Source organism: Pseudomonas sp. S30_BP2TU TE3576, assembly GCF_050436025.1.
Lineage (GTDB): Bacteria > Pseudomonadota > Gammaproteobacteria > Pseudomonadales > Pseudomonadaceae > Aquipseudomonas.
Genome location: NZ_JBNDLK010000001.1, coordinates 2,789,044 through 2,811,222, shown reverse-complemented (window position 1 = coordinate 2,811,222; position 22,179 = coordinate 2,789,044). Strand labels below are relative to the sequence as shown.

The window sequence follows — 22,179 nt, the reverse complement described above, 5'->3', positions numbered from 1 at the left end:
GTGCGACTGTTGAGGTGCAACCGGGTGCAACCCTTTTTTTCTCGAAATATTACGCAGCTCGTCAGGAAATAAATTCTGGTACGGCTGTGTTGCATTTGCTTGGTGCTTTTCCAGTGAGTTAACACTCGTTTTTGCTCCGAAAAGGAGCAAAAACGATTTTTTAACGTTTATTTCCGACTAGGTGCAACTTATTCTCAAGAAACTGGTTGCACCTTATTTGCTTTGTTGAATAGCATTCGCGCACCAAGGTGCAACCCGGACAAAATCCGGGTGCTCCGGCTGATGGCTTTCCTGGGGAAACATCAGTCATAAATGCGCGGGAATCCGGATCGTCTGTCAAACGTATGCGTTTGCCAGCGGTTCACCAGCCGCCGCTACATAAAAACAAAGCCAGGGCGTCACTTAATGAGCGTAAGCAATCCAACCCTGATCACGTTCGTGATCTACATCGCAGCAATGGTGCTGATCGGCTTGATGGCCTATCGCTCCACCAACAACCTTTCCGATTACATTCTGGGTGGCCGTAGCCTGGGCAGCGTCGTGACCGCACTGTCTGCCGGTGCTTCCGACATGAGTGGCTGGTTGTTGATGGGTTTGCCCGGCGCGATCTACATGTCCGGTCTTTCCGAAAGCTGGATCGCCATCGGCCTGATCGTCGGTGCCTACCTGAACTGGCTGTTCGTTGCTGGCCGTCTGCGTGTGCAGACCGAGCACAATGGTGATGCGCTGACCCTGCCGGACTACTTCGCCAGCCGTTTCGAAGACAAAAGCGGCCTGCTGCGGATTATCTCTGCGGTGGTGATCCTGGTGTTCTTCACCATCTATTGCGCATCCGGCATCGTGGCCGGCGCCCGTCTGTTCGAAAGCACCTTCGGCATGTCTTACGAGACCGCGCTGTGGGCCGGTGCCGCGGCGACGATTGCCTACACCTTCGTTGGCGGTTTCCTGGCGGTGAGCTGGACCGATACCGTGCAAGCCACCCTGATGATCTTCGCGCTGATCCTGACGCCGATCATCGTGCTGCTGGCCACCGGTGGCGTCGATACCACCTTCCTGGCGATCGAAGCGCAAGATCCAGGCAATTTCGACATGCTCAAGGGCACAACCTTCATCGGCATCATCTCGCTGATGGGCTGGGGCCTGGGCTACTTCGGTCAACCGCACATCCTGGCGCGCTTCATGGCGGCGGATTCGGTCAAGTCGATTGCCAACGCTCGTCGCATCTCCATGACCTGGATGATCCTGTGCCTGGGCGGCACCGTCGCTGTAGGTTTCTTCGGTATCGCTTACTTCTCGGCCAACCCGGCTGTGGCCATGCCGGTGAGCGAGAACCACGAACGTGTGTTCATCGAACTGGCCAAAATCCTGTTCAACCCATGGATCGCGGGTATCCTGCTGTCGGCCATTCTGGCCGCAGTGATGAGCACCCTGAGCTGCCAGTTGCTGGTGTGCTCGAGCGCGCTGACCGAAGACTTCTACAAAACCTTCCTGCGTAAATCCGCTTCGCAGCTGGAACTGGTCTGGGTCGGTCGTGCCATGGTGTTGTTGGTGGCCTTGATTGCGATCGCTCTGGCGGCCAACCCGGAAAACCGTGTACTGGGCCTGGTGAGCTACGCCTGGGCTGGTTTCGGTGCGGCCTTCGGTCCGGTCGTGCTGATCTCCGTAATCTGGAAAGACATGACCCGCAACGGCGCACTGGCCGGTATCCTGGTCGGCGCGATCACCGTGATCGTCTGGAAACACTTCGAGCTGCTGGGCCTGTACGAAATCATCCCTGGTTTCATCTTCGCCAGCCTGGCGATCTACATCGTCAGCAAGATGGGCGTGCCGACTGCCGGTATGTTCCAGCGTTTTGCTGCCGCTGAGGCCGATTACCGCTTGAACAAGTGATGGGGATGAGCTGAAGCTCTGACCTTTCGCCGAACAAAAAAACGGCCCGTCTCCTGCCAGAGACGGGCCGTTTTTTTGTGCCTTCTGAAAATACATAAACCCTGTGGGAGCGAGCTTGCTCGCGAAAGCGGTGGCACAGTCAATGTTGATGGTGACTGACACTCCGCCTTCGCGAGCAAGCTCGCTTCCACAAGGTATGTGCTGCTTTTTGTAGGGTTGTCTGTAGCCGGATAAACCGTTTTCTGAAGGCAAATGCTTCAGGGAAAGTAGGGTAATTCTGATTTTCCTGCACCCCAGTCTGCCCCCCTTGTCGCTCATGCAGAATCGCCCGCCATCGTTCTGCAGAGACACATCGGATGTTCGCCCCTGCTAACCAGCCACGATTCACCCTGAGCCTTGAAGGTGACCCCGACCATGACTTCAAGGTGCTTGAATTCACGGGCAAGGAAGCCATCAGCCAACCCTACCGTTTTGAACTGGAACTGGTCAGCGAGCGAGCCGGTATCCCGCTCGAAAGTCTGCTGCATCGTCAGGCGTTTCTGCGTTTCGATGGGCAAGGTTCCGGTATTCATGGTCAGATTTTTCGGGTTGGCCAAGGGGGATCCGGCAGGCGTTTGACACGCTATCAGATCAGTCTGGTGCCACGGCTGACCTACCTTGGCCGGCGCATCAATCAGCGAATTTTCCAGCACAAACCGGTGCCGCAGATCATTGCCCAGGTCCTCGAGGACCACGGCATTCTCGAACACCTCCACTTCAAGTTCCTGCTCAGCGGCCAATACCCCGAGCGCGAGTACTGCGTGCAATACGCCGAAAGCGATCTGGCCTTTATCCAGCGGCTGTGTGCCGAGATCGGTATCCACTATCACTTCCAGCACAGCCCCGACGGGCATCTGCTGATGTTTGGCGATGACCAGACGATTTTTCCCCGGCTGACCGAGCCGTCGATGTATCTGCCGGGCAGCGGCATGGCGGCCGAAACGCCGGTCATCAAACGCTTCGATGTGAACCTGCAAGCTGGCACCACCCTGGTTACTCGCCGGGACTACGACTTCCACAAGCCGCGTCTGTTACTCGAAAGTGGCGTCGACAACAAACAACAGCCGGCCCTGGAGGACTACCACTTCCCCGGCCAGTTTACCGACCGTAAAACGGGCAGCCATCTGGCTCAGCGGGCACTGGAGCGACACAACGTCGATAGCTGCCAGGCCGAAGGCAGCAGCGACGTTTCGGCCTTGGTCAGCGGACATTTCCTGCGTCTGGCCGAGCATCCGCATGAGAACTGGAATGGCCTGTGGCTGATTACACAAATCGAGCACCGAGGGCGTCAGCCGCAGGTGCTGGAGGAATCGGCCCCCAGTGATGCGGACAACTTCCAGGGGTATCGCAATACATTTCTGGCCACGCCGTGGGATGTGTTCTATCGCCCGCCCTTGATCGAAAAACCTCACGCCTCGGGTTATCACTGCGCCGTGGTCACCGGCCCCAAGGACAGCGAGATTCATTGCGACGAGTACGGCCGGGTCAAGGTCCAGATGAAGTGGGACCGGCACGGCGAGTTGAATGACCACTCCAGTTGCTGGCTGCGAGTCGCTACGGGTTGGGCCCACGACCGTTATGGCAGCGTGTTGATCCCGCGCGTCGGCATGGAAGTGCTGGTGGGTTTCATGCATGGCGATGCCGATAAACCACTGGTCATGGCCTGTGCGCCCAATGCCTCGACATCGCCGCCCCTGAACCTGCCCGCCGACAAGACCCGCAGTATTTTCCGCAGCCAAAGCAGCCCCGGTGGCGGTGGCTACAACGAATTGCGCATCGAGGACCGCAAAGGCGCCGAGGAAATCTACCTGCGCGCCCAGCGCGACTGGAAACAGGACGTGTTGCAGGACATGCATGTCCAGGTCGGCAGCCGGCGCAGCGTGATCATCGGCAGCGCCGAGGGACAGGCATCCAGCGATAGCCTTCATGTCCATGGCGACTTGAAAGTCCGTGTCATCAACCATGCCTTGGGCGCGAGCGAGCAAGTCCATGTCAGCGCGGGGCAGCAGATTGTCATCGACGGTGGCCTCAATACCTCGATTCAGTCGGGCGGGCACTGGATCAACATCGGCCCGGCGGGGATTTTCAGCAGCGTACCGATTCAGGTGGGCGGCGCGCCGATGCCGACGATGGGCACCACGACCGTTCAACGAAAACCCGAAGCCCTCAGTTTCGCGCAGGTGCTGAGCCTGAAAAGCGATGCGCCGTTCTGCGAAGAATGTGCACGTTGCAAGGACGGTGTCTGTGCCGCCTGACGTCTTCTCGCCCTGCGCCTGGCTGGAACGGCAGCCGCTCAAGCCGGGCGAACAGTTGTTTGCCATTTTCAGCAACGCCAGCAGCGCTGAACCCTTCAAAGCATGGCAGCGTTCCAGCCCGACTCAGGCTCCACGGCCGATTTGGGCCGACACCGTGTATGCCGAGTGGGAACCGGTGATGCCCTATGTCGGAATCGTCGCTGCCGACAGTGAGTTTTTGCACTGGATCGCTGACACGGCGTCCCGCGATTGGGGGTGGCTGGCGGTTTCTGCTGCCAGCCAGGCAGTGCTGGTCGAGCATGTGTGCAGCCTCACGCAAGTACTGCTGCCCAGCGCCAATACGATGTTCTTTCGCTTCTGGGACGGGCGCTTTCTGCTGCCGATTCTGCAATCTGCCGAAGTCAACGCGGCGCAATTGATGCCGGTCATCGAGCGCTGCCTGATCAATGGGCAGCCGCTGGACATTGGCGGCACTGCATTGAAAACCACCAAGGCTTTTCCATGGTGGGAAGTCCCCGAAGCGCTGCTGAAAACCCTCGCCGTCGAGTCTGCCGCAGCTCGTCTCAACAACCTGCTGAAGTGGTTGAGCGAGGACCGCCCGGATTTGTTCGAAGCGTTTTCCGAGAGCGTTTTGCGAAGCAAGGTTTCGACGTTTCTGCAAATCCCCGACCTGCCTGACGCGCCCAAAGCGGCGTTGGTGGAGTACCTGGTGGCGGAATTGAGCTGATGGATCAGATCGCGCGCATCGAGCAGGAGCTCGACGCCTTCCCCCACACCCTGAGCCTGTACCGCGAACAGCTCAACCGCTTCCTCAACCGCCGCGCCGATCAGGTCAGCCACGCCCTGGACTTGCCTTCGCTGATGGGCATGGACCGGCGGATCAAGCTCGGTGATACCAGCAAGGTCGTCAGCAGCGGCGACGATGATTTCTTCTCGACGGTGGCGCAGTGCCCGGCCAACGGGATTCTGCTGATCGAGAGCCAGTTCGAGTCGGTGTACGACATTCCGCTGGGCAATATTCAGGTCGAGGTGGTGGCGCGGGAGGGTGGTGAACGGACGCGGGTCACGCTGGATGAGCAGGGCAAGGGGCAGTTCGAGGGCACGCCGGGCAAGTCCTATTGGGTGCACGTGCAAAGTGCCGTCACCCCGGAACAGCTGGGTGATCTGTTCAAATCCTACGATGGCCTGACCGCGCAGTTGCAGGCCTGGCTGCGCAGCGAGTGGCAAGGCTTCCAACCGCGCTGGCCGTCGTCGACCGCGGCGGCGGTGGGCAACGGGTTGCTGGCGGGGAGTTGGGCGGCGCTGGTCGGGGTGTGGGACCGCGTCGGTGAGCTGTCGGCGATATTGCAGGACCCGCGCCGGTTCGCTGAGCAGCTGGGTGATGGCGCCCGTCAGTTGGCCGAGCTGGCGGAGCAAACCCCCGAGGCGATGGCCAAGTTGCAACTGCTGGCCAGTGACGAGGCGGCGCTGTGCCTGCTGCTGCGCACCGCCAGCCTGTGGCTGGAGATGCTACCGCCGAGTGTCATGACCGGTGTCACGGCCGAATCGCTGTCGAGATTTGTCGTGGAGTTGCTGATCGACCTGCTGATCGGCGTGGTCCTGACGTTCGCCGCTGCCGGGGCGGGCGTAGCCTATCTGTCGATGCGCTTGGCGCGGCATGGCGCGCAATTGCTGGACGTGGTGCTGGGGTTCGTCAAAGCGATCTTTGGCCTCGTCAGCCAGTTCATCGGTTATGTCGACCGCTACAAAACCGTTGCTGCCCGCGGTGTCGCAGCAGGCCTGAAAAAAGGCCGGATGCAATTGCGCTGGAATGCCAAGCGCAACACCACGCTCAAGCCCAACGAACACCACGACGACGCGCCCCAACAGGCGAAAAACCCCAACGGCGACAGCGCCGACACCGTCGAGCGCACGGCGACGAACAAGTGCCCGGTGTCGATGGTCACCGGCGAAGAACTGCTGACCCTCACCGACGGCACCCTCGACGGCCTCCTGCCGTTCGACTTCACCCGTCTGTACCGCACCAGCGCCGTCGAACTCGATTGCGGCCTCGGTTTTGGCTGGAGCCATTCGCTGTCGCAGCGCCTGGAGCTCGACGGCGAACAGCTGCTGTGGATCGACGCCGAAAACCGCCGCACGCCATTTCCGCGGCCGACCGCGGCGCGCCCGGTGATCCACAACAGCCTGTCGCGGGCGGCGATCTACCTCGGCGAGGAACCCGATGAACTGATCCTCGCCCTGGCCGGCGACACCCCACGCTTCTACCACTTCCGCGACGGCCGGCTGACGGCGATCAGCGATGCCTACGGCAACCGGCTGAGGGTGCAGCGCGACCGCCTGGACCGCATCCAGCGCCTCGACAACGGCGCCGGCCGTTCGTTGTACTTGCGTTACGAGCACCAGCACCTGGTGGCCATCGACTATCAGGTTTATCGACCCGCAGACCGAGAGGCCGATGCCTGGCGCACCGAGCAGACCCTGGTGACTTACCGCTACGACGCCCGCCAGCGCCTGATCGAAGCGCGCAACGCCGCCGGTGAGTCCGAGCACTACGACTACGACGAACAGCACGTCATCCTGCAGCGGCAACTGGCCGGCGGCGCGAGTTTTTTCTGGGCCTGGGAACGGGCCGGCAAAGCGGCCAGATGTATCCGCCATTGGGCCTCGTTTGCGCAGATGGAGGCGCGTTACGTCTGGGACGACCAGGGCAGCGTCACCGTGCAGAACAGCGACGGCAGCCGCGAGCTGTACCAGCACGACGAACGGGCGCGACTGGTGCGTCGGGTCGGCCTCGACGGTGGCGAACGGCACACGGCCTACGACGCTCAGGGCCGCTTGATCGCCGAGCAGGACGCCCGCGGCGCCGTCACCGAATACCGTTATGACGAGCTCGGCCGGCTGATCGCCCGGCTGCCGCCGGACGAGGCGCCGACGGCCTACGAGTACCGCCACGGTTTCCTGCACGCCCGCCGCCGCGGTGACGCCGAGTGGCAATACCAGCGCAACGCCCAGGGCGACGTCAGCGCCGTCACCGACCCCGACGGGCAGGTCACCCGCTATTTCTACGACCCGCAGGGGCGGCTGCTGACCGTCCGCTACCCGGACCAGAGCGGCCATCATTTCGTCTGGAACGGCTTGGGGCAACTGCTCGAAGAGACCTTGCCGGATGGCGGTCAGCGGGCCTTTGCCTACGATGCGCTGGGACGGCGGATTACCCAGCGCGATGAACACGGCGGCGTCACCGCTTATGCGTGGGACGCCGTCGGCCGCCTGATCCAGACGATTTCCCCCAGCGGCGCCCGCCGCAGCTACGCCTACAACGCCTACGGCCAGGTCACCGCCGAAACCGACGAACTGGGCCGCGTCACCCGTTTTGAGTACGCCGACGACCTGCACCGGGTCAGCCGCCGCATCAACCCCGACGGCAGCACGCTGAATTACCGCTACGACCATGCACAGTTGTTGCTCACCGCGATCGACAACGAGGTTGGCGACACCTACCGCCTGGACTATACCCCCGGCGGCTTGATCCGCGAGGAAACCGGCTTCGATGGCCGGCGCACCGCGTATGCCTACGACCTCAACGGCCAGTTGTCGGAGAAAACCGAATTCGGTGACGACGGCTCTTCACTGGTCACCCACTACCAGCGCGATGCAGCGGGACGCCTGCGGGTCAAAACCCTGCCCGACGGAATCAAGGTCGAATACCGCTACGACGCCCTCGGGCGCCTGCTCAGCGTCGACGACGGCCAGGACCACCCGCTGGAGTTCGAATACGACCGCCAGGACCGCCTGATCACCGAACACCAGGGCTGGGGCACCCTGCGTTACGCCTATGACAGCGGCGGCCGGCTCAAGCGCCTGCGCCTGCCGGACGGCTGCGTGCTCGACTACCAGCACGCCCCGGGCGGCGCGCTGACCGCGATCGACCTCAACGGCACGCGCCTGACCAGCCACCGGTATCAATTTGGCCGCGAACAGCAGCGCCAGCAGGGCCGGCTGCTCAGCGACTATGCCTACGACGACCAGGGCCGCCTGCAGGCGCATGCCGTCAGGCAAAACCAACGAGCCCTGTACCGCCGCGACTATGCCTACAGCGCCCACGGCAACCTCCTGCAGATCGACGACAGCCGCCACGGCCAGCGTCACTACCAGTACGACGCGCTCGACCGCCTGACCCGCGTGCGCCATCTGCGCGACGAGTCGCTGGAACACCTCAGCCACGACCCGGTCGGCAACCTGCTGATCCACAACCGCCCCGGTCCCACCCGGATGCAGGGCCACCGCCTGCGCCAGCGCGATGACAGCCACTACGACTACGACGCCTTCGGCAACCTGATCCGCGAACGCCGCGGCACTCCGGCCCAGGTCACCGACTACCGCTACGACAGCCAGCACCGCCTGATCGGCGTCACCACCCCGGACGGCACAACCGCCAGCTACCGCTACGACGCCTTCGGCCGGCGCATCGGCAAAACCGTCGACGGCCAGACCACGCACTTCTTCTGGCAAGGCGACCAGCTCGTCGCCGAAAGCGGCCCCAAGCACTACCGCAGCTACCTCTACGAACCCGGCAGCTTCCGCCCGCTGGCCCTGCTCGACGGCAAAGGCCGCCTCAACGCCTGCCCGTTCTACTACCAGCTCGACCACCTCGGCACCCCGCAGGAACTGACCAGCTACGGCGGCGCCATCGTCTGGTCGGCGCGCTACACCGCCCACGGCCAGCTGCGTGAAGTGACTCACGGCGACGGCGAACAGCTGGACCAGCCGCTGCGTTTTCAGGGCCAGTACTGCGACGCCGAAAGCGGCCTGCACTACAACCGCCATCGCTACTACCACCCGGACCTCGGGCGCTACCTGACGCCGGACCCGATCAAGCTGGCCGGCGGGTTGAACCCGTACCGGTACACGCGCAATCCGACGGGGTGGGTGGATCCGTTGGGGTTGGCGGATTGTCCGGGTGGGGATAGGTGCAAGAAGCCGTCGTTGGGGGAGCGAGATCCGACTGGGAGGTCTGTTGTAGAAGGTGGTGAGCCACACTTACCCCGGACTAATGCATCTCGTGATGCGCCAAGTGCGGGGTATCACACAGAAGTTTATGCAAACAAACCAGTTAAGCCTCAGGACGCAATTAATAAGTGGGAAGAGTTCTTAGGTGAAGGCCCATATACAAACAACCACCCTAGGACGAGTATCCCGGATAACGATAGGCTTGTTTCGGCTGATGGGACAAGAAGCATCCGCTATGGGGCTCATGAAATGGGTAGCAACCCGAGTAAGCACCATTATCACGAAGAGAAGTGGATGCTTGAATTGAAAGGGAATGTAATGAACGTAGAAAGCACTGTTGTACGAGTTCCTTTGCCGAAGAAAAAAGAATGAAAGTGACGATAGATAATGTGGTTCAAATCGCGGACGAGGTCCTTGTGACGTTCTCAACCGATTTCGGCAATGCTGCTGCAGTTTGGAGCGGTGTGCCACCGACAATAGGTGCGTGTCATGATGTTGAGCTGGAAATTGAGGAACGCGTTGTTTGGGGGGAGAGTGCGATTCCTGCCCCAAAGGAGGACTGCTCCATTGGAGTAATGGATGGCTCTATAAATTTGACGGGTAAAATCATCTCGGTTGACGCCGAAGGGGTTGTAGCTTTTGACGTAGGTGGATCAATAACCCTTATTGAGATAGTTGGATTTACTGGGGTTGCTCCGATATTTGTTGATTTAAAAGTCGGAAGATTAGTTTTGTTTCCGACTGGTCTATGAGTAAAAATCTTTTGACGGATGCAAGAAATTTCCGGGCAAGGTCTTCGGAAGTTTCCTTCAAAACGTAGCGGTTTCCATGAACTGGTGCGCCTCGAACTCCATCGATAGTCTTGGGTGGTCACTGCAAATTCAGTGGCAGGGTGTGGAAGCCCTCTATCGTTAGGTGCACCAAGAGCCAGTTTTATGGTGGTTGTGCGCGGGGCGCTTTCGAGCGCGCCGGGTGCCTAACGTCCCGGTCTTCCACACCTGCGTACAGCCGCCACCTATTGCGTGGAAGTGATGTTTGGCGGCTCCAGTCCATACGTTAGGAGCTAGAGCGATGAAAACACTTCACCCCGATCCACCCTACGAAAAACCCATCCCCCACCCCGAAAACCGCTTCATGGCGCTCACCAGCAACTGCAACGACATGCCCACCCTGTTCGTCGACACCCAAGCACCTCTGGATGTATTGACCGACGCTGCCGGCTACCGGATTCGTGCCGTCACCCAGGTGCTGGAGAACCTGTCCATGCGTGGCTCGGTGGAGTGTGATTCGTTCATTCTCAGTGACTTTGCCTTGCTCTGCGCCATTCCGTTGCGCGATGGCTGTGATGTGCTGGATGTGGTTGGGCGGCGGTTGCGGGCTCGACCATCAGCGTAGCGCAGAGGGCTTTTGTGGCGAGGGAGCTTGCTCCCGTTCGGCTGCGCAGCAGTCGTAAACCAGCGGTTGCGGTGTGTCAGGCAAAACCGGGGCTCAGGTTTTGGGGCTGCTTCGCAGCCCAGCGGGAGCGAGCTCCCTCGCCACAGGGGTTGGGTTGTGTCCACTCGGCCGCCAACCCCTGACTTGCCGGCCGGTAAAAGGTAAACTTCCCGGCCTTCGCAGGAGCAGCCATGAATTATCGTCACGCCTTCCATGCCGGCAATCACGCCGATGTGTTCAAACACCTGACCTTGACCCGCCTCATCGCCCTGATGTCGCGCAAGGAGCAGCCGTTTGCCTATCTCGACACCCACGCCGGCATTGGTCTGTACGACCTGCAAGGCGACCAGGCCAACCGTACCGGTGAATACCTGGAAGGCATTGCGCGTTTGTGGGATCAGCCGGATCTGCCGATCCTGACCGCTGATTACATGCAGGTGCTGCACGAGATGAACCCCGATGGACAGTTGCGCTATTACCCGGGTTCGCCGGAGTTGGCGCGGCGTCTGACCCGTCCACAGGATCGCGTGTTGCTCAACGAGAAGCACCCGGAAGACGGCGTGCTGCTCAAGGACAACATGGCCGGTGATCGCCGGGTCAAGGTGCATCTGGGTGAGGGCTGGCACGTGTCGCGGGCCTTGTTGCCGGTGCCGGAGAAGCGTGCGGTGATGCTGATTGATCCGCCGTTCGAAAAGCTCGACGAGATGCAACGCTGTGCCGCGTCGCTGAAAGAGGCGATTGGCCGGATGCGCCAGACTGTGGCGGCGATCTGGTACCCGGTGAAGGATCAGCGCGCGTTGCGTCGTTTCTACCAGGACCTGGCTGGAACGGGGGCGCCAAAGTTGCTGCGGGTGGAGTTGCTGGTGCATCCGCTGGATACGCCGAACAGCCTGAACGGTTCCGGGCTGGCGATTGCCAATCCGCCGTGGGGGCTGGAGGAAGAGTTGCGTGAGTTGTTGCCGTGGTTGTCCCAGAAGCTGGGGCAGACCCAGGGTGGGTGGCAGATGGATTGGTTGATTGCCGAGAGTTGATCGGTTATTTCATTGGCGTCTGATCTGACGCCTTCGCGGGCAAGCCCGCTCCCACAGGGTCTTGTGTCGATCACAGACCCAGTGGGAGCCTGGCTCCTACATTCGATCCTGTCGATCAGATCGGGCAGGTCACGCCAGTCCCGCCAATCCCGCAGTAGCCTTCTGGATTCTTGGCCAGGTACTGCTGGTGATAAGCCTCGGCAAAGTAGACGGTCGGGGCCTGGTCGATTTCGGTGCTGATTTCACCGAGGCCGGCCTTGGATAGTTCAGCCTGGTACGTTTCTTTGCTCTTGAGCGCAGCTTCCAGTTGTTCTGGCGAGGTGGCGTAGATCACCGAGCGGTACTGGGTGCCGATGTCGTTGCCCTGACGCATGCCCTGAGTCGGGTTGTGCAGTTCCCAAAACATCGCCAGCAGCTCCTGGTAGCTGACTTTGGCCTTGTCATACACCACCAGTACCACTTCGGCGTGGCCGGTCAGGCCCGAGCAGACTTCTTCGTAGGTCGGGTTCGGCGTGAAGCCACCGGCGTAACCCACAACAGTGCTGACCACGCCGTCGCGCTGCCAGAAGCGGCGTTCCGCGCCCCAAAAGCAGCCAAGGCCGAAGATTGCGAACTCGACGTCCTCGAAGAATGGGCCCAGCAGAGGGGTGTCTTTGAAGACAAAGTGCTTCTCAGGCAAGTTCATCGGGGTTTCGCGGCCAGGCAGAGCTTGATCTTTAGTAGGAAGCACGTTTTTGTTCACCAGAATTTCCGAGCGCAGAACCATGATCAGTCCTCTCAGTCAGGTTGAGTTGTAAATAAACAGACTGCCAGTGTGCCCAATGCCGGCCAGATACGCACTACCTTGTGGGAGCGGGCTTGCTCGCGAAGGCGTTGAATCAGTCAGTAACCACGGCTCTGACACACCGCCTTCGCGAGCAAGCCCGCTCCCACAGGTTTTGTGTCATCCACAGATTCTGAGTTTGTCAGGCGATTGGGCCACGCGGGTAGCGTTTGAGCTTTTCGATCAGCTCGTTGCCCGGGATCGGACGGTCGAACAGGTAACCCTGGCCGACGTCGCAGCGGTGACGGCGCAGGAACGACAACTGCTCGGCAGTTTCGATGCCTTCAGCCACGACCTTGAGTTTCAGGTTGTGGGCCATGGCGATCACTGCGGAGGTGATTTCCATGTCGTCCTGATTGTCCGGGATTTCGTGGATGAAGCTTCGATCGATCTTGATGATGTCGATGGGGAATTTTTTCAAGTAACTGAGCGACGAGTAACCGGTGCCGAAGTCGTCCATGGCCAGGGTCAGGCCCAGGCGCTTGAGCTGGTCGAGTTGCAAGTGGGTGTCTTCGGTGGCTTCCAGCAGCAGGCCCTCCGTTAACTCAAGCTCCAGCAATTGAGCTGGCAGGGCTTCTTCCTTGAGGATGTTGGCAATGGAGGCCACCAGGTCCGGATCGGAGAACTGTTTGGGCGACAGGTTGATCGCCACTTGCAGGTTGCCCAGGCCGGCGGCGGTCAGCTCTTTGCTCATGCGGCAGGCCTGGCGGGCAACCCATTTGCCGATCGGAATGATCAGCCCGGTTTCTTCGGCGACGCTGATGAACTGGTCCGGGCGGATCATGCCCTTTTCCGGATGGTCCCAGCGCAGCAGTGCTTCCATGCCCAACAGGCGCCCACTACGCAGGCACAGCTTGGGCTGGTAGAACACGTCGAGTTCATTCTGGGTCAGGGCGCGACGCAGGTTGTTTTCGACGAACAGCTTGTAGCTGGCCTCGGCGTTCAGCGCCTCAGTGAACACCTGCACCTGATGTTTGCCGTTGGCCTTGGCCTTGTGCAGCGCCAGCCCGGCGTTGCGCATCAGGGTTTGCGGGTCGCGCCCGTGCAGCGGCGCGCAGGCCAGGCCCACGGAGCCGGTGACGCTGATCAACTGGTTGTCGACGAACATCGGCTTGTCGAGGGTCGCCAGCAATTGGTTGGCCACTTGTTGGCCCACCGAGAGGTCGCTGTTGTCCAGCAACACGGCGAATTCATTACTGGCGAATCGCGCCAGGCTGCCGCTCGGGATCAAGCTGTTGCGCAGGCGCCGGGCCAGGCTGATCAGCAGTTTGTCGCCGGTCTGGTGGCCAAGGCTGTCGTTGATCCGCTTGAAGTTGTCGATGTCCACCAGTAACAGGCTGATCGGCGCGTCGCTGTCCCGGGCGAAGCGTTCATCGAGGTTGCGGATGAACGCCGGGCGGTTGCCGAGATTGGTCAGGTTGTCCGTGTAGGCCAGGCGCTCGATGCGTTGCTGGGCCAGCTTGGTCTGGGTGATGTCTTCGTAAATGCCGATGTAGTGGGTCAGCTCGCGGTTGTCGCCGTAAACCTTGGAGATCGACAACTGGCCCCAGTAGGGTTCGAGGTTTTTCCGGCGGCTCTTGAATTCGCCCTGCCAACTGTTGCTTTTGGCCAGCGCCGAAGGCGCGTCGAACAGCAGTTCGCTGAGGTTCTCCAGGGCTGGCAGTTCCGACAGGCGCTGACCGTGCACTTCTTCGGTGGAATATTGGGTGATTGCGGTGAAGCTCGGGTTGACGTATTCCACCACGCCGTCGCAGTTGACCAGCAAAAAGGCGTTGGCACTTTGTTCCACCGCACGCTGGAACAGGTGCAGGGCGCTGGTGGCGGCACGCCGGTTGTGGTTGCTGATGACCTGGGCAAACTGGTCCGCGAGTTCTCCGGCGAAGGCGATTTCATCCGACTGCCAGGCGCGGGTCGCACCGGTTTGCTCCAGGCACAGCACGCCGACCACCTGGCCATCGACGCGGATGCTGGCATCGAGCATCGCGTTGACGTCGCGCGGGCGCAGGCTTTCAGCCATCTCCCGGGTACGTGGGTCGCGCATGGCGTTATGGGCGTCGATGGCACGGCCAGTGTGTAAGGCGTCGAGGTAGTCGGGGAAAACGCTGACGTCGATCGGCTGCGGCAGCAGGTATTCCTGCTTGGTGCGGTGATAGGCCGAGATCGGCACCAGCATCGAGCCTTCGAGGTGCCACAGGCTGGCGCAGTCGATTTCGTAAATGTCGCAGGCGCTGCGGGTGATCAGCTCGGCGGCTTCGCGCAAGGAATCGTTGCTGCTGTAGCGTTGACGAGTGAGCAGCAGGATCAGGTCCTGCTGGGCACGCACCCGGTCCAGATGCAGCAGTTGCTCCTGCTGGGCACGCTGATTGAGTTCCAGGGCGATTTGCAGGCGTGAGTTCTGGGTTTCCAGATCCAGGGCCGGTAGCAGCGGGTCATCCTCGAACAGGCCGTCAATGACCAACAGGTAGCCGCGTAACAGGTGTCGATTGTGTTGTTTGTAGGCTTCGCCCAGTTCCAGCAGGCTCAGGGAGCCCGAGGCGGTGTGCAGGGTGTAGCGGATCAGGTAATGCGTGCTTTCAGTCAGCTGTTGCTGGACCGCATCGTGCAGTTGATAGCGCGCTTCCGGTTCCATCAGGCTGGCGTAGGGCGAGCCCACCAGCGCACACAGCTCAACGGCTGGCAGGCCGAACTGGCGTTCGCAATTGGGATCGAGAAACAGCAGCGCCCAGCTGGGTTCATTAAGCCGTTCGAAACGCAGCATGCCGAGCCGCGAGGGCACAGGCAACTGCGTCACTACCTCGGCCACCATACGGCTGGCGGCATCGGGTTGGCTTTTCATGGAGGGAAACTCGCTTCGAATTTGCTGAACGCGCCGGGCTCTCGCCCTCTTTACTGTTGCCTGCGGCAAGGTTGCATCATTGCGACACCGACTGACAAGAGAGATGAAGGCCAAGTGCTATAAGAATATGTCGGCAGCCGAAGGGATTTCTTCAGTCGGAGGCTAAAAGTAATGCTATTCGCCGAAAAGATCGCAGTTCTGCAAGTATTGCCAGCGGCTGCGACCTGTCTCCGGGTCAGCGCAAACGGATGCCGATGGACTGCAACAGCTGGCCCTCCCGATCGTGATAATTCACCTGAATCTGCCCGGCTTCGACGACCAGGTGGGCAAAGTTATCCTGGCTGATCACCTTGCTGGTCAGCTCATGACGATAGTCGCCGGCAGCGGTTCGGGCCAGGGGTCGATCGAGGATAAACGTGGATGATCTGGCATAAGGCAGCAGTTTGCTGTTGCACAGCGGTGACGACACGATGGTGTGAACCTCGAAGTCCGGATCCTCGCTGTGGCCCAGGCGGCTGGTCAGGGAGCCATGGACGTCGCCGGACACGAAAATGACATTCTTCAACCGGTGTGTACGAATAATTTCCAGCAGGCGCAGGCGTTGTTCCGCAAAGGCTTTCCAGGCGTCATTGTCGTTGTTTTTTCGGTCGGGGTAGAACATCACGCTGGTGACCACGAACTTGACCCGGGCCGGGCTGTTGATCAGCCATTCGCACAAGGCCTGTTCCTGTTTTTCATCCAGGATGCGTCGATTGTCGGCGGACAAGTTGCGGCGGGTCCGGCTATCGGTGACAAACCATTCGATATCGCCTTCGGTAAATTGATACCAGTACTTATCCAGGCGATTGTTTATTTGTCCATTGGCAGAGAGTTCGTGAGCCGGGCTGTGACTGGCCTGATATATCTCGTAGGCATTTATTGCGTTCGCATATAAGGAGTCGTCGGACTTTTTCCTGTTGGCTGGCCAGTTGTCCTCTATCTCGTGATCATCAAGGATCATGTAAGTTGGCAGTCCGGACATTAACTCGGCGATATTGGGTTGGGAAAAGGCTACGCGATACTTGTGCAGGATTTCATTGCGTTCGCGATCCGGTGCGAAGACATTCAAGTCATCGACGTAAACCTGGTCACCTGTCATCAACAGGGCGCTGACGGGCGGGTTGGATTGCGCCACCCGATGCGAAATCGAAGCGAAGATCCTGTCGCCCCAGTGCGGGGCGGACGCCATGCCGGCGGTCATGCGCAGGTATCGACAAGAGCCGACAATATAGGCTCGCGGCAGGCAGGCCTGGCTGGAAGGGGTACGCAGGCGGTAAATCTGTCGCGGCCATTGCAGCGGCAGTTCCTGTACGGTCTCGACGGTGTGCGCCGGGCTCATCGGGCTGAACCAGCCCGCTTGATATTCATAGTCGGTATCGGCGACCAGGCCGATTAGCGCAATGACAGCGGACATGTCATGCGCAGGTTCGAGTTTGACAAAAACACCTTCGGTCCAGTGTTTGTCATTGCGTCGTCGATAACGAATGCCGGCAAATGCCAACGCATTTTTTTGTAATTCGCCGCGCAAGAAAATACGCGCATGGTTAGTTGTGGTGTGGCCAATAATCGGGCCGACAGTTGGTTTTAACATGTTCGAGTCCATTCGGCGGTTATCGAATAAATGAGTGGGTTGTATCGGTTGTAATAAATAACCGCATAACCAAGCTTAATTATTGGGCCCGAAAAAAAGACAGGTTGAAATGGATACGAGTTGTGGGCGATATCAGCCACAAATGTAGGAAGGCTTCTTTCGAGGGTAAAAACTTCAGGCAAAAAAAGCCCCGCCAAATTGGCGGGGTTGAGGTACGAGCGTGGCGCTCGGAAACGTGGAACGCAGCAGGCCCTCCGGTGAAGGAGGGCCGGCCGGTGTTACAGGAGCATGGTGCGGATGTCGCCCAGCAGGTCGCTCAGACGCTTGGTGAAGCGTGCAGCAGCGGCGCCGTTGATCACGCGGTGATCGTAGGACAGCGACAGCGGCAACATCAGTTTCGGCTGGAAGGCTTTGCCGTCCCAGACTGGCTGGATGGTTGCCTTGGAGACACCGAGGATCGCCACTTCCGGCGCGTTGACGATCGGCGTGAAGCCGGTGCCGCCAATGTGGCCGAGGCTGGAAATGGTGAAGCAGGCACCCTGCATCTCGTCTGACGAGAGCTTCTTGGTCCGGGCTTTTTCAGCCAGGGAAGCCGCTTCGGCAGCCAGTTGCAGCAGGCTCTTCTGGTCGACGTTCTTGATGACCGGTACCAGCAGGCCTTCCGGGGTGTCGACGGCGAAGCCGATGTTCACGTATTTCTTGCGGATGATCGCTTTGCCGCTTGGCGCCAGCGAGCTGTTGAAGTCCGGCAGTTCCTTGAGCAGGTGCGCGCAGGACTTGAGCAGCAACGGCAGGACGGTCAGCTTGACGCCGGCCTTCTCGGCAACGGCTTTCTGGGCAACACGGAACGCTTCGAGCTCGGTGATATCCGCCGAGTCGAATTGCGTCACGTGTGGCACGTTCAGCCAGCTGCGGTGCAGGTTGGCGGCGCCGACCTGCATCAGGCGGGTCATCGGCACTTCTTCGATTTCACCGAAGCGGCTGAAGTCCACGACCGGAATCGGCGGGATGCCCGCGCCACCGGTTACGCCAGCAGCGGCGGCCGGTGCTTCCTTGGCCTTCTGCATCATGGCCTTGACGTAAACCTGCACGTCTTCTTTCAGGATGCGACCGTGCGGACCGCTGGCACCCACGGCGCTCAACTCGACGCCGAATTCGCGGGCCAGTTGACGCACGGCAGGGCCGGCGTGAACCTTGGCACCAGGCTTGGCTGGGGCGGCGGCCGGCGATGCAGCAGGTGCGGCGGCAGCAGGGGCAGCAGCGGCTGGAGCCGAAGCAGGAGCGCTCGGGGCGGCAGCGGCAGGTGCCGGTGCAGCGGCCGGGGCAGCGCCTTTGACTTTCAGCTTGAGGATCAGATCGCCGGTACCGACTTCGTCATCGAGCTTGATGGAAACGCTTTCCACCACGCCAGCGGCTGGCGATGGAATTTCCATGCTGGCCTTGTCGGATTCCAGGGTGATCAGCGACTGGTCGGCCACAACGGTGTCGCCGGCCTTGACCAGGACTTCGATGATCTTGGCCTTGCCCGCCGAACCGATGTCCGGAACGTGGATATCCTGAACGCTGTCGGCCACTGGAGCAGCCGGGGCTGCCGCAGGTGCAGGTGCAGGTGCTGCAGCAGGTGCCGGAGCGGCTGCCTGGGCCGGAGCAGCAGCCGGTGCCGCAGCACCCGCCACTTCCAGATCCAGGATCAGGTCGCCGGTGCCAACTTCGTCGTTGAGCTTGACGCTGATGGCCTTGACCACGCCAGCGGCAGGCGACGGGATTTCCATGCTCGCCTTGTCGGACTCCAGGGTGATCAGCGACTGATCGGCCGCGACGGTGTCACCGATCTTGACCTGGATCTCGATGATCTGGGCCTTGCCCGACGAACCGATGTCCGGCACGTGCACTTGCTGAACGCTGGCGGCAGCCGGCGCAGCAGCAGGAGCGGCGGCGGCAGGAGCAGCAGCCGGTTTGGCTTCAGCCTTGGCGGCTGGCGCAGCGGCAGCCGCAGGGGCCGCAGCAGCGGCACCTTCGACTTCCAGCTCCAGCAGTTCGTCGCCTTCTTTCAGGCGATCGCCCAGCTTCACTTTCAGGCTCTTGATGATACCGGCCTTCGGCGCAGGCACTTCCATGCTCGCCTTGTCCGATTCCAGCGTCAGGATGCTCTGGTCGGCTTCGATACGGTCGCCGACCTTCACAAACAGTTCAATTACTTCACCTTCACCGCTGCCGATGTCAGGTACGCGAATGAGTTCGCTCACAGAGTCTCTCCTCAGCAGTCCAGTGGGTTGCGTTTTTCCGGGTTGATACCGAACTTGGCGATGGCCTCGGCCACCACTTTAGGTTCAATGTCACCACGGTCAGCCAGTGCTTCCAGGGCTGCCAACACCACGAAATGACGGTCGACTTCGAAGAAATGACGCAGTTTCTTGCGGCTGTCGCTGCGGCCGAAACCGTCGGTGCCCAGGACTTTGAATTCCTTGGACGGTACCCACTGACGGATCTGCTCGGCGAACAGTTTCATGTAGTCGGTCGAGGCGATGACCGGACCTTTACGGCCGTTCAGGCACTCTTCGACGTAGCTCAGCTTAGGCTTCTGGCCCGGGTGCAGACGGTTGGTGCGTTCAACGGCCAGGCCGTCGCGACGCAGTTCGTTGAAGCTGGTAACGCTCCACACGTCGGCGCCGACGTTGAACTCTTCACGCAGGATCTTCGCCGCTTCACGGACTTCACGCAGGATGGTGCCGGAGCCCATCAGCTGAACGTGGTGTGCCGCTTCGCGGGTGTCTTCTTCGAGCAGGTACATGCCTTTCTTGATGCCTTCTTCGGCACCGGCCGGCATGGCTGGCTGCTGGTAGGACTCGTTCATTACGGTGATGTAGTAGAAGACGTCCTGTTGTTCTTCGGTCATCTTCTTCATGCCGTCCTGAATGATCACCGCCAGCTCGTAGCCGTAGGTTGGATCGTAGGTGCGGCAGTTCGGGATGGTCGCGGCCAGCAGGTGGCTGTGACCGTCTTCGTGTTGCAGGCCTTCACCGTTCAGGGTGGTACGGCCGGCGGTGCCGCCGATCAGGAAGCCACGGGTGCGGCTGTCGCCAGCGGCCCAGGCCAGGTCGCCGATACGCTGGAAGCCGAACATCGAGTAGAAGATGTAGAACGGCAGCATCGGCTGGTTGTGGCTGGAGTACGAAGTACCGGCAGCGATGAAGGAGCTCATGGCGCCTGCTTCGTTGATGCCTTCTTCGAGGATCTGGCCTTTCTGGTCTTCCTTGTAGAACATCACCTGGTCTTTATCGACTGGCTCGTAGAGCTGGCCGACGGAGGAGTAGATGCCCAGCTGACGGAACATGCCTTCCATACCGAAGGTACGGGCTTCGTCCGGGATGATCGGCACGATGCGCGGGCCGATTTCCTTGTCCTTGACCAGTTGCGCGAGGATCCGCACGAAAGCCATGGTGGTGGAGATTTCGCGGTCGCCCGAGCCGTCCAGGATCGCCTTGAGGGTATCGAGTGGCGGAGTCGGGATGTTGAAGCTCTTGGCGCGACGCTGTGGCACGAAACCGCCCAGCGCGGTACGGCGTTCGCTCAGGTAACGGGCTTCGGCGCTGCCTTCTTCCGGTTTGAAGAATGGCAGGTTTTCCAGCTCGTCGTCCTTGACCGGGATGTCGAAACGATCGCGGAACAACTTCAGGCTGTCGACATCGACTTTCTTGGTGTTGTGCGCAGTGTTTTTCGCTTCGCCGGCACCGGTGCCATAACCCTTGATGGTCTTGGCCAGGATGACGGTCGGTTGTTCTTTGTGGTTGACCGCTTCGTGGTACGCCGCGTAGACCTTGTACGGGTCGTGGCCGCCACGGTTGAGTTTCCAGATCTCGTCGTCGGACAGGTCTTCAACCATCGCCTTGAGTTCCGGCGTGTTGAAGAAGTGCTCACGCACGAACGCGCCGTCTTTGGCCTTGTAGTTCTGGTACTCGCCGTCGATGACTTCGTCCATGCGGCGTTGCAGGATGCCGTCGACATCCTTGGCCAGCAGTGGGTCCCAGAAACGGCCCCAGATGACTTTGGTCACGTTCCACTGAGCACCGCGGAACACGCCTTCGAGTTCCTGGATGATCTTGCCGTTGCCGCGAACCGGGCCGTCGAGGCGCTGCAGGTTGCAGTTGATGACGAAGATCAGGTTGTCCAGCTTCTCGCGGCCGGCCAGGGAGATCGCGCCCAGGGATTCCGGCTCGTCGCACTCGCCGTCGCCCAGGAAGCACCAGACTTTCTGCTTGCCTGGCTGGATGAAGCCGCGGTGTTCCAGGTACTTCATGAAGCGAGCCTGGTAGATCGCCTGGATCGGGCCCAGACCCATGGATACGGTCGGGAACTGCCAGAAGTCAGGCATCAGCCAAGGGTGCGGGTAGGACGACAGGCCCTGACCGTCGACTTCCTGGCGGAAGTTGTTCATCTGGTCTTCGGTGATGCGGCCTTCCATGAATGCACGGGCGTAAACGCCTGGCGAAGTGTGGCCCTGGAAGTAGATCAGGTCGCCACCGTGTTCGTCGCTCGGGGCCTGGAAGAAGTAGTTGAAGCCGATGTCATACAGGGTCGCACTGGAAGCGAAGCTGGAGATGTGACCGCCGAGGTCAGAATCTTTCAGGTTCGTACGCATTACCATGGCCATCGCGTTCCAGCGTACCAGCGAGCGAATGCGGCGTTCCATGAACAGGTCGCCAGGCATGCGTGCTTCGTGGGTAACGGGGATCGTGTTGCGGTAAGGCGTGGTGATGGCGTAAGGCAACTGCGAACCGCTGCGGGTCGCGAGTTCACCCATACGGGTCATCAGATAGTGAGCACGGTCTTCGCCTTCTTTGTCGAGAACCGATTCCAGGGCGTCCAGCCATTCCTGGGTTTCGACGGGATCGAGGTCTTGCATGGCTTGCTCCAGGGCGGAAAGGCTACCAGAATCGGTTGCCTGAGTTAGCGACTGGCCTTGTGGGCAGACGTTATGAATTCTTGGATTGCCGACAGGTTGTTCCGGCGGCGTGTAGTTTTACTACAAATCTTCCGGCATTTCAGCCCGTCTAATGTATATACGAGTAGTAAAACTACAGATGAGCGGCTTGTGCCCCCCGGCTGCGTTGTGAGAATAATCGTTAAGGTTGGTCTTTTTCCAACTACTAAAGGTAAAAGCTTGATGCTGGCTGCCAAAATAAAAGAAATTTCAGCTATTTCTAACTTTTGTTCGACAGTCCCTCAGGTAG

At 60.3% G+C, this 22,179-nt stretch carries 12 protein-coding genes; 7 read left to right on the top strand and 5 right to left on the bottom strand.

All coding sequences use genetic code 11. From position 1 onward, the window contains the following. Positions 1-405: 405 nt before the first annotated feature. From putP to ABIA48_RS12640, 7 genes are all read left to right on the top strand, one after another. On the top strand, positions 406-1,890 hold the full coding sequence (gene putP, locus ABIA48_RS12670; RefSeq protein ID WP_429489017.1) for a sodium/proline symporter PutP: 1,485 nt from the start codon (positions 406-408) through the stop codon (positions 1,888-1,890). 356 nt (positions 1,891-2,246) lie between these two features. After that, positions 2,247-4,184, top strand: a complete 1,938-nt coding sequence (locus tag ABIA48_RS12665; protein ID WP_429489015.1) for a type VI secretion system tip protein VgrG — start codon at positions 2,247-2,249, stop codon at positions 4,182-4,184. After that, positions 4,174-4,911, top strand: a complete 738-nt coding sequence (locus ABIA48_RS12660; protein WP_429489013.1) for a DUF4123 domain-containing protein — start codon at positions 4,174-4,176, stop codon at positions 4,909-4,911. Before ABIA48_RS12665 ends, ABIA48_RS12660 begins: the two co-directional genes overlap by 11 nt. Further along, positions 4,911-9,566, top strand: a complete 4,656-nt coding sequence (locus ABIA48_RS12655) for an RHS repeat-associated core domain-containing protein (RefSeq protein ID WP_429489012.1) — start codon at positions 4,911-4,913, stop codon at positions 9,564-9,566. The genes ABIA48_RS12660 and ABIA48_RS12655 overlap by 1 nt, the downstream gene beginning before the upstream one ends. Next, positions 9,563-9,946 (top strand): hypothetical protein, encoded by a 384-nt coding sequence (locus tag ABIA48_RS12650; RefSeq protein WP_429489010.1) that lies wholly within the window; start codon positions 9,563-9,565, stop codon positions 9,944-9,946. The genes ABIA48_RS12655 and ABIA48_RS12650 overlap by 4 nt, the downstream gene beginning before the upstream one ends. A 319-nt stretch (positions 9,947-10,265) precedes the next feature. Next, the gene (locus ABIA48_RS12645) at positions 10,266-10,589 is read left to right on the top strand and encodes a hypothetical protein (protein WP_429489008.1); all 324 of its coding nucleotides are present in this window, start codon (positions 10,266-10,268) and stop codon (positions 10,587-10,589) included. 230 nt (positions 10,590-10,819) lie between these two features. Continuing rightward, positions 10,820-11,659, top strand: a complete 840-nt coding sequence (locus ABIA48_RS12640) for a 23S rRNA (adenine(2030)-N(6))-methyltransferase RlmJ (protein WP_429489006.1) — start codon at positions 10,820-10,822, stop codon at positions 11,657-11,659. A gap of 115 nt (positions 11,660-11,774) precedes the next feature. On the opposite strand, the gene msrA is transcribed toward ABIA48_RS12640, so the two are convergent. From msrA to aceE, 5 genes are all read right to left on the bottom strand, one after another. Next, positions 11,775-12,425 carry a peptide-methionine (S)-S-oxide reductase MsrA gene (msrA, locus tag ABIA48_RS12635; protein WP_429489004.1) on the bottom strand — a complete coding sequence of 217 codons (651 nt, stop codon included), beginning with the start codon at positions 12,423-12,425 and terminating at the stop codon, positions 11,775-11,777. 199 nt (positions 12,426-12,624) lie between these two features. Continuing rightward, complete coding sequence (locus ABIA48_RS12630) at positions 12,625-15,318, bottom strand: sensor domain-containing phosphodiesterase (RefSeq protein WP_429489002.1); 2,694 nt, start codon at positions 15,316-15,318, stop codon at positions 12,625-12,627. 235 nt (positions 15,319-15,553) lie between these two features. Further along, positions 15,554-16,948 carry an alkaline phosphatase D family protein gene (locus ABIA48_RS12625; RefSeq protein WP_429489000.1) on the bottom strand — a complete coding sequence of 465 codons (1,395 nt, stop codon included), beginning with the start codon at positions 16,946-16,948 and terminating at the stop codon, positions 15,554-15,556. A gap of 278 nt (positions 16,949-17,226) precedes the next feature. Then, positions 17,227-19,194 (bottom strand): dihydrolipoyllysine-residue acetyltransferase, encoded by a 1,968-nt coding sequence (aceF, locus tag ABIA48_RS12620; protein ID WP_429488998.1) that lies wholly within the window; start codon positions 19,192-19,194, stop codon positions 17,227-17,229. Between the two features lie 11 nt (positions 19,195-19,205). Then, the gene (aceE, locus tag ABIA48_RS12615) at positions 19,206-21,851 is read right to left on the bottom strand and encodes a pyruvate dehydrogenase (acetyl-transferring), homodimeric type (protein WP_116262946.1); all 2,646 of its coding nucleotides are present in this window, start codon (positions 21,849-21,851) and stop codon (positions 19,206-19,208) included. Positions 21,852-22,179: the final 328 nt, after the last annotated feature.

Excerpts from the sequence above, each read along its gene's own strand:
- ABIA48_RS12655 (WP_429489012.1), top strand. The coding sequence starts at position 4,911 with ATGGATCAGATCGCGCGCATCGAGCAGGAGCTCGACGCCTTCCCCCAC.
- ABIA48_RS12640 (WP_429489006.1), top strand. The coding sequence starts at position 10,820 with ATGAATTATCGTCACGCCTTCCATGCCGGCAATCACGCCGATGTGTTC.
- ABIA48_RS12650 (WP_429489010.1), top strand. The coding sequence starts at position 9,563 with ATGAAAGTGACGATAGATAATGTGGTTCAAATCGCGGACGAGGTCCTT.
- ABIA48_RS12665 (WP_429489015.1), top strand. The coding sequence starts at position 2,247 with ATGTTCGCCCCTGCTAACCAGCCACGATTCACCCTGAGCCTTGAAGGT.
- ABIA48_RS12630 (WP_429489002.1), bottom strand. The coding sequence starts at position 15,318 with ATGAAAAGCCAACCCGATGCCGCCAGCCGTATGGTGGCCGAGGTAGTG.
- ABIA48_RS12645 (WP_429489008.1), top strand. The coding sequence starts at position 10,266 with ATGAAAACACTTCACCCCGATCCACCCTACGAAAAACCCATCCCCCAC.
- aceE (WP_116262946.1), bottom strand. The coding sequence starts at position 21,851 with ATGCAAGACCTCGATCCCGTCGAAACCCAGGAATGGCTGGACGCCCTG.
- putP (WP_429489017.1), top strand. The coding sequence starts at position 406 with ATGAGCGTAAGCAATCCAACCCTGATCACGTTCGTGATCTACATCGCA.
- msrA (WP_429489004.1), bottom strand. The coding sequence starts at position 12,425 with ATGGTTCTGCGCTCGGAAATTCTGGTGAACAAAAACGTGCTTCCTACT.
- ABIA48_RS12625 (WP_429489000.1), bottom strand. The coding sequence starts at position 16,948 with ATGTTAAAACCAACTGTCGGCCCGATTATTGGCCACACCACAACTAAC.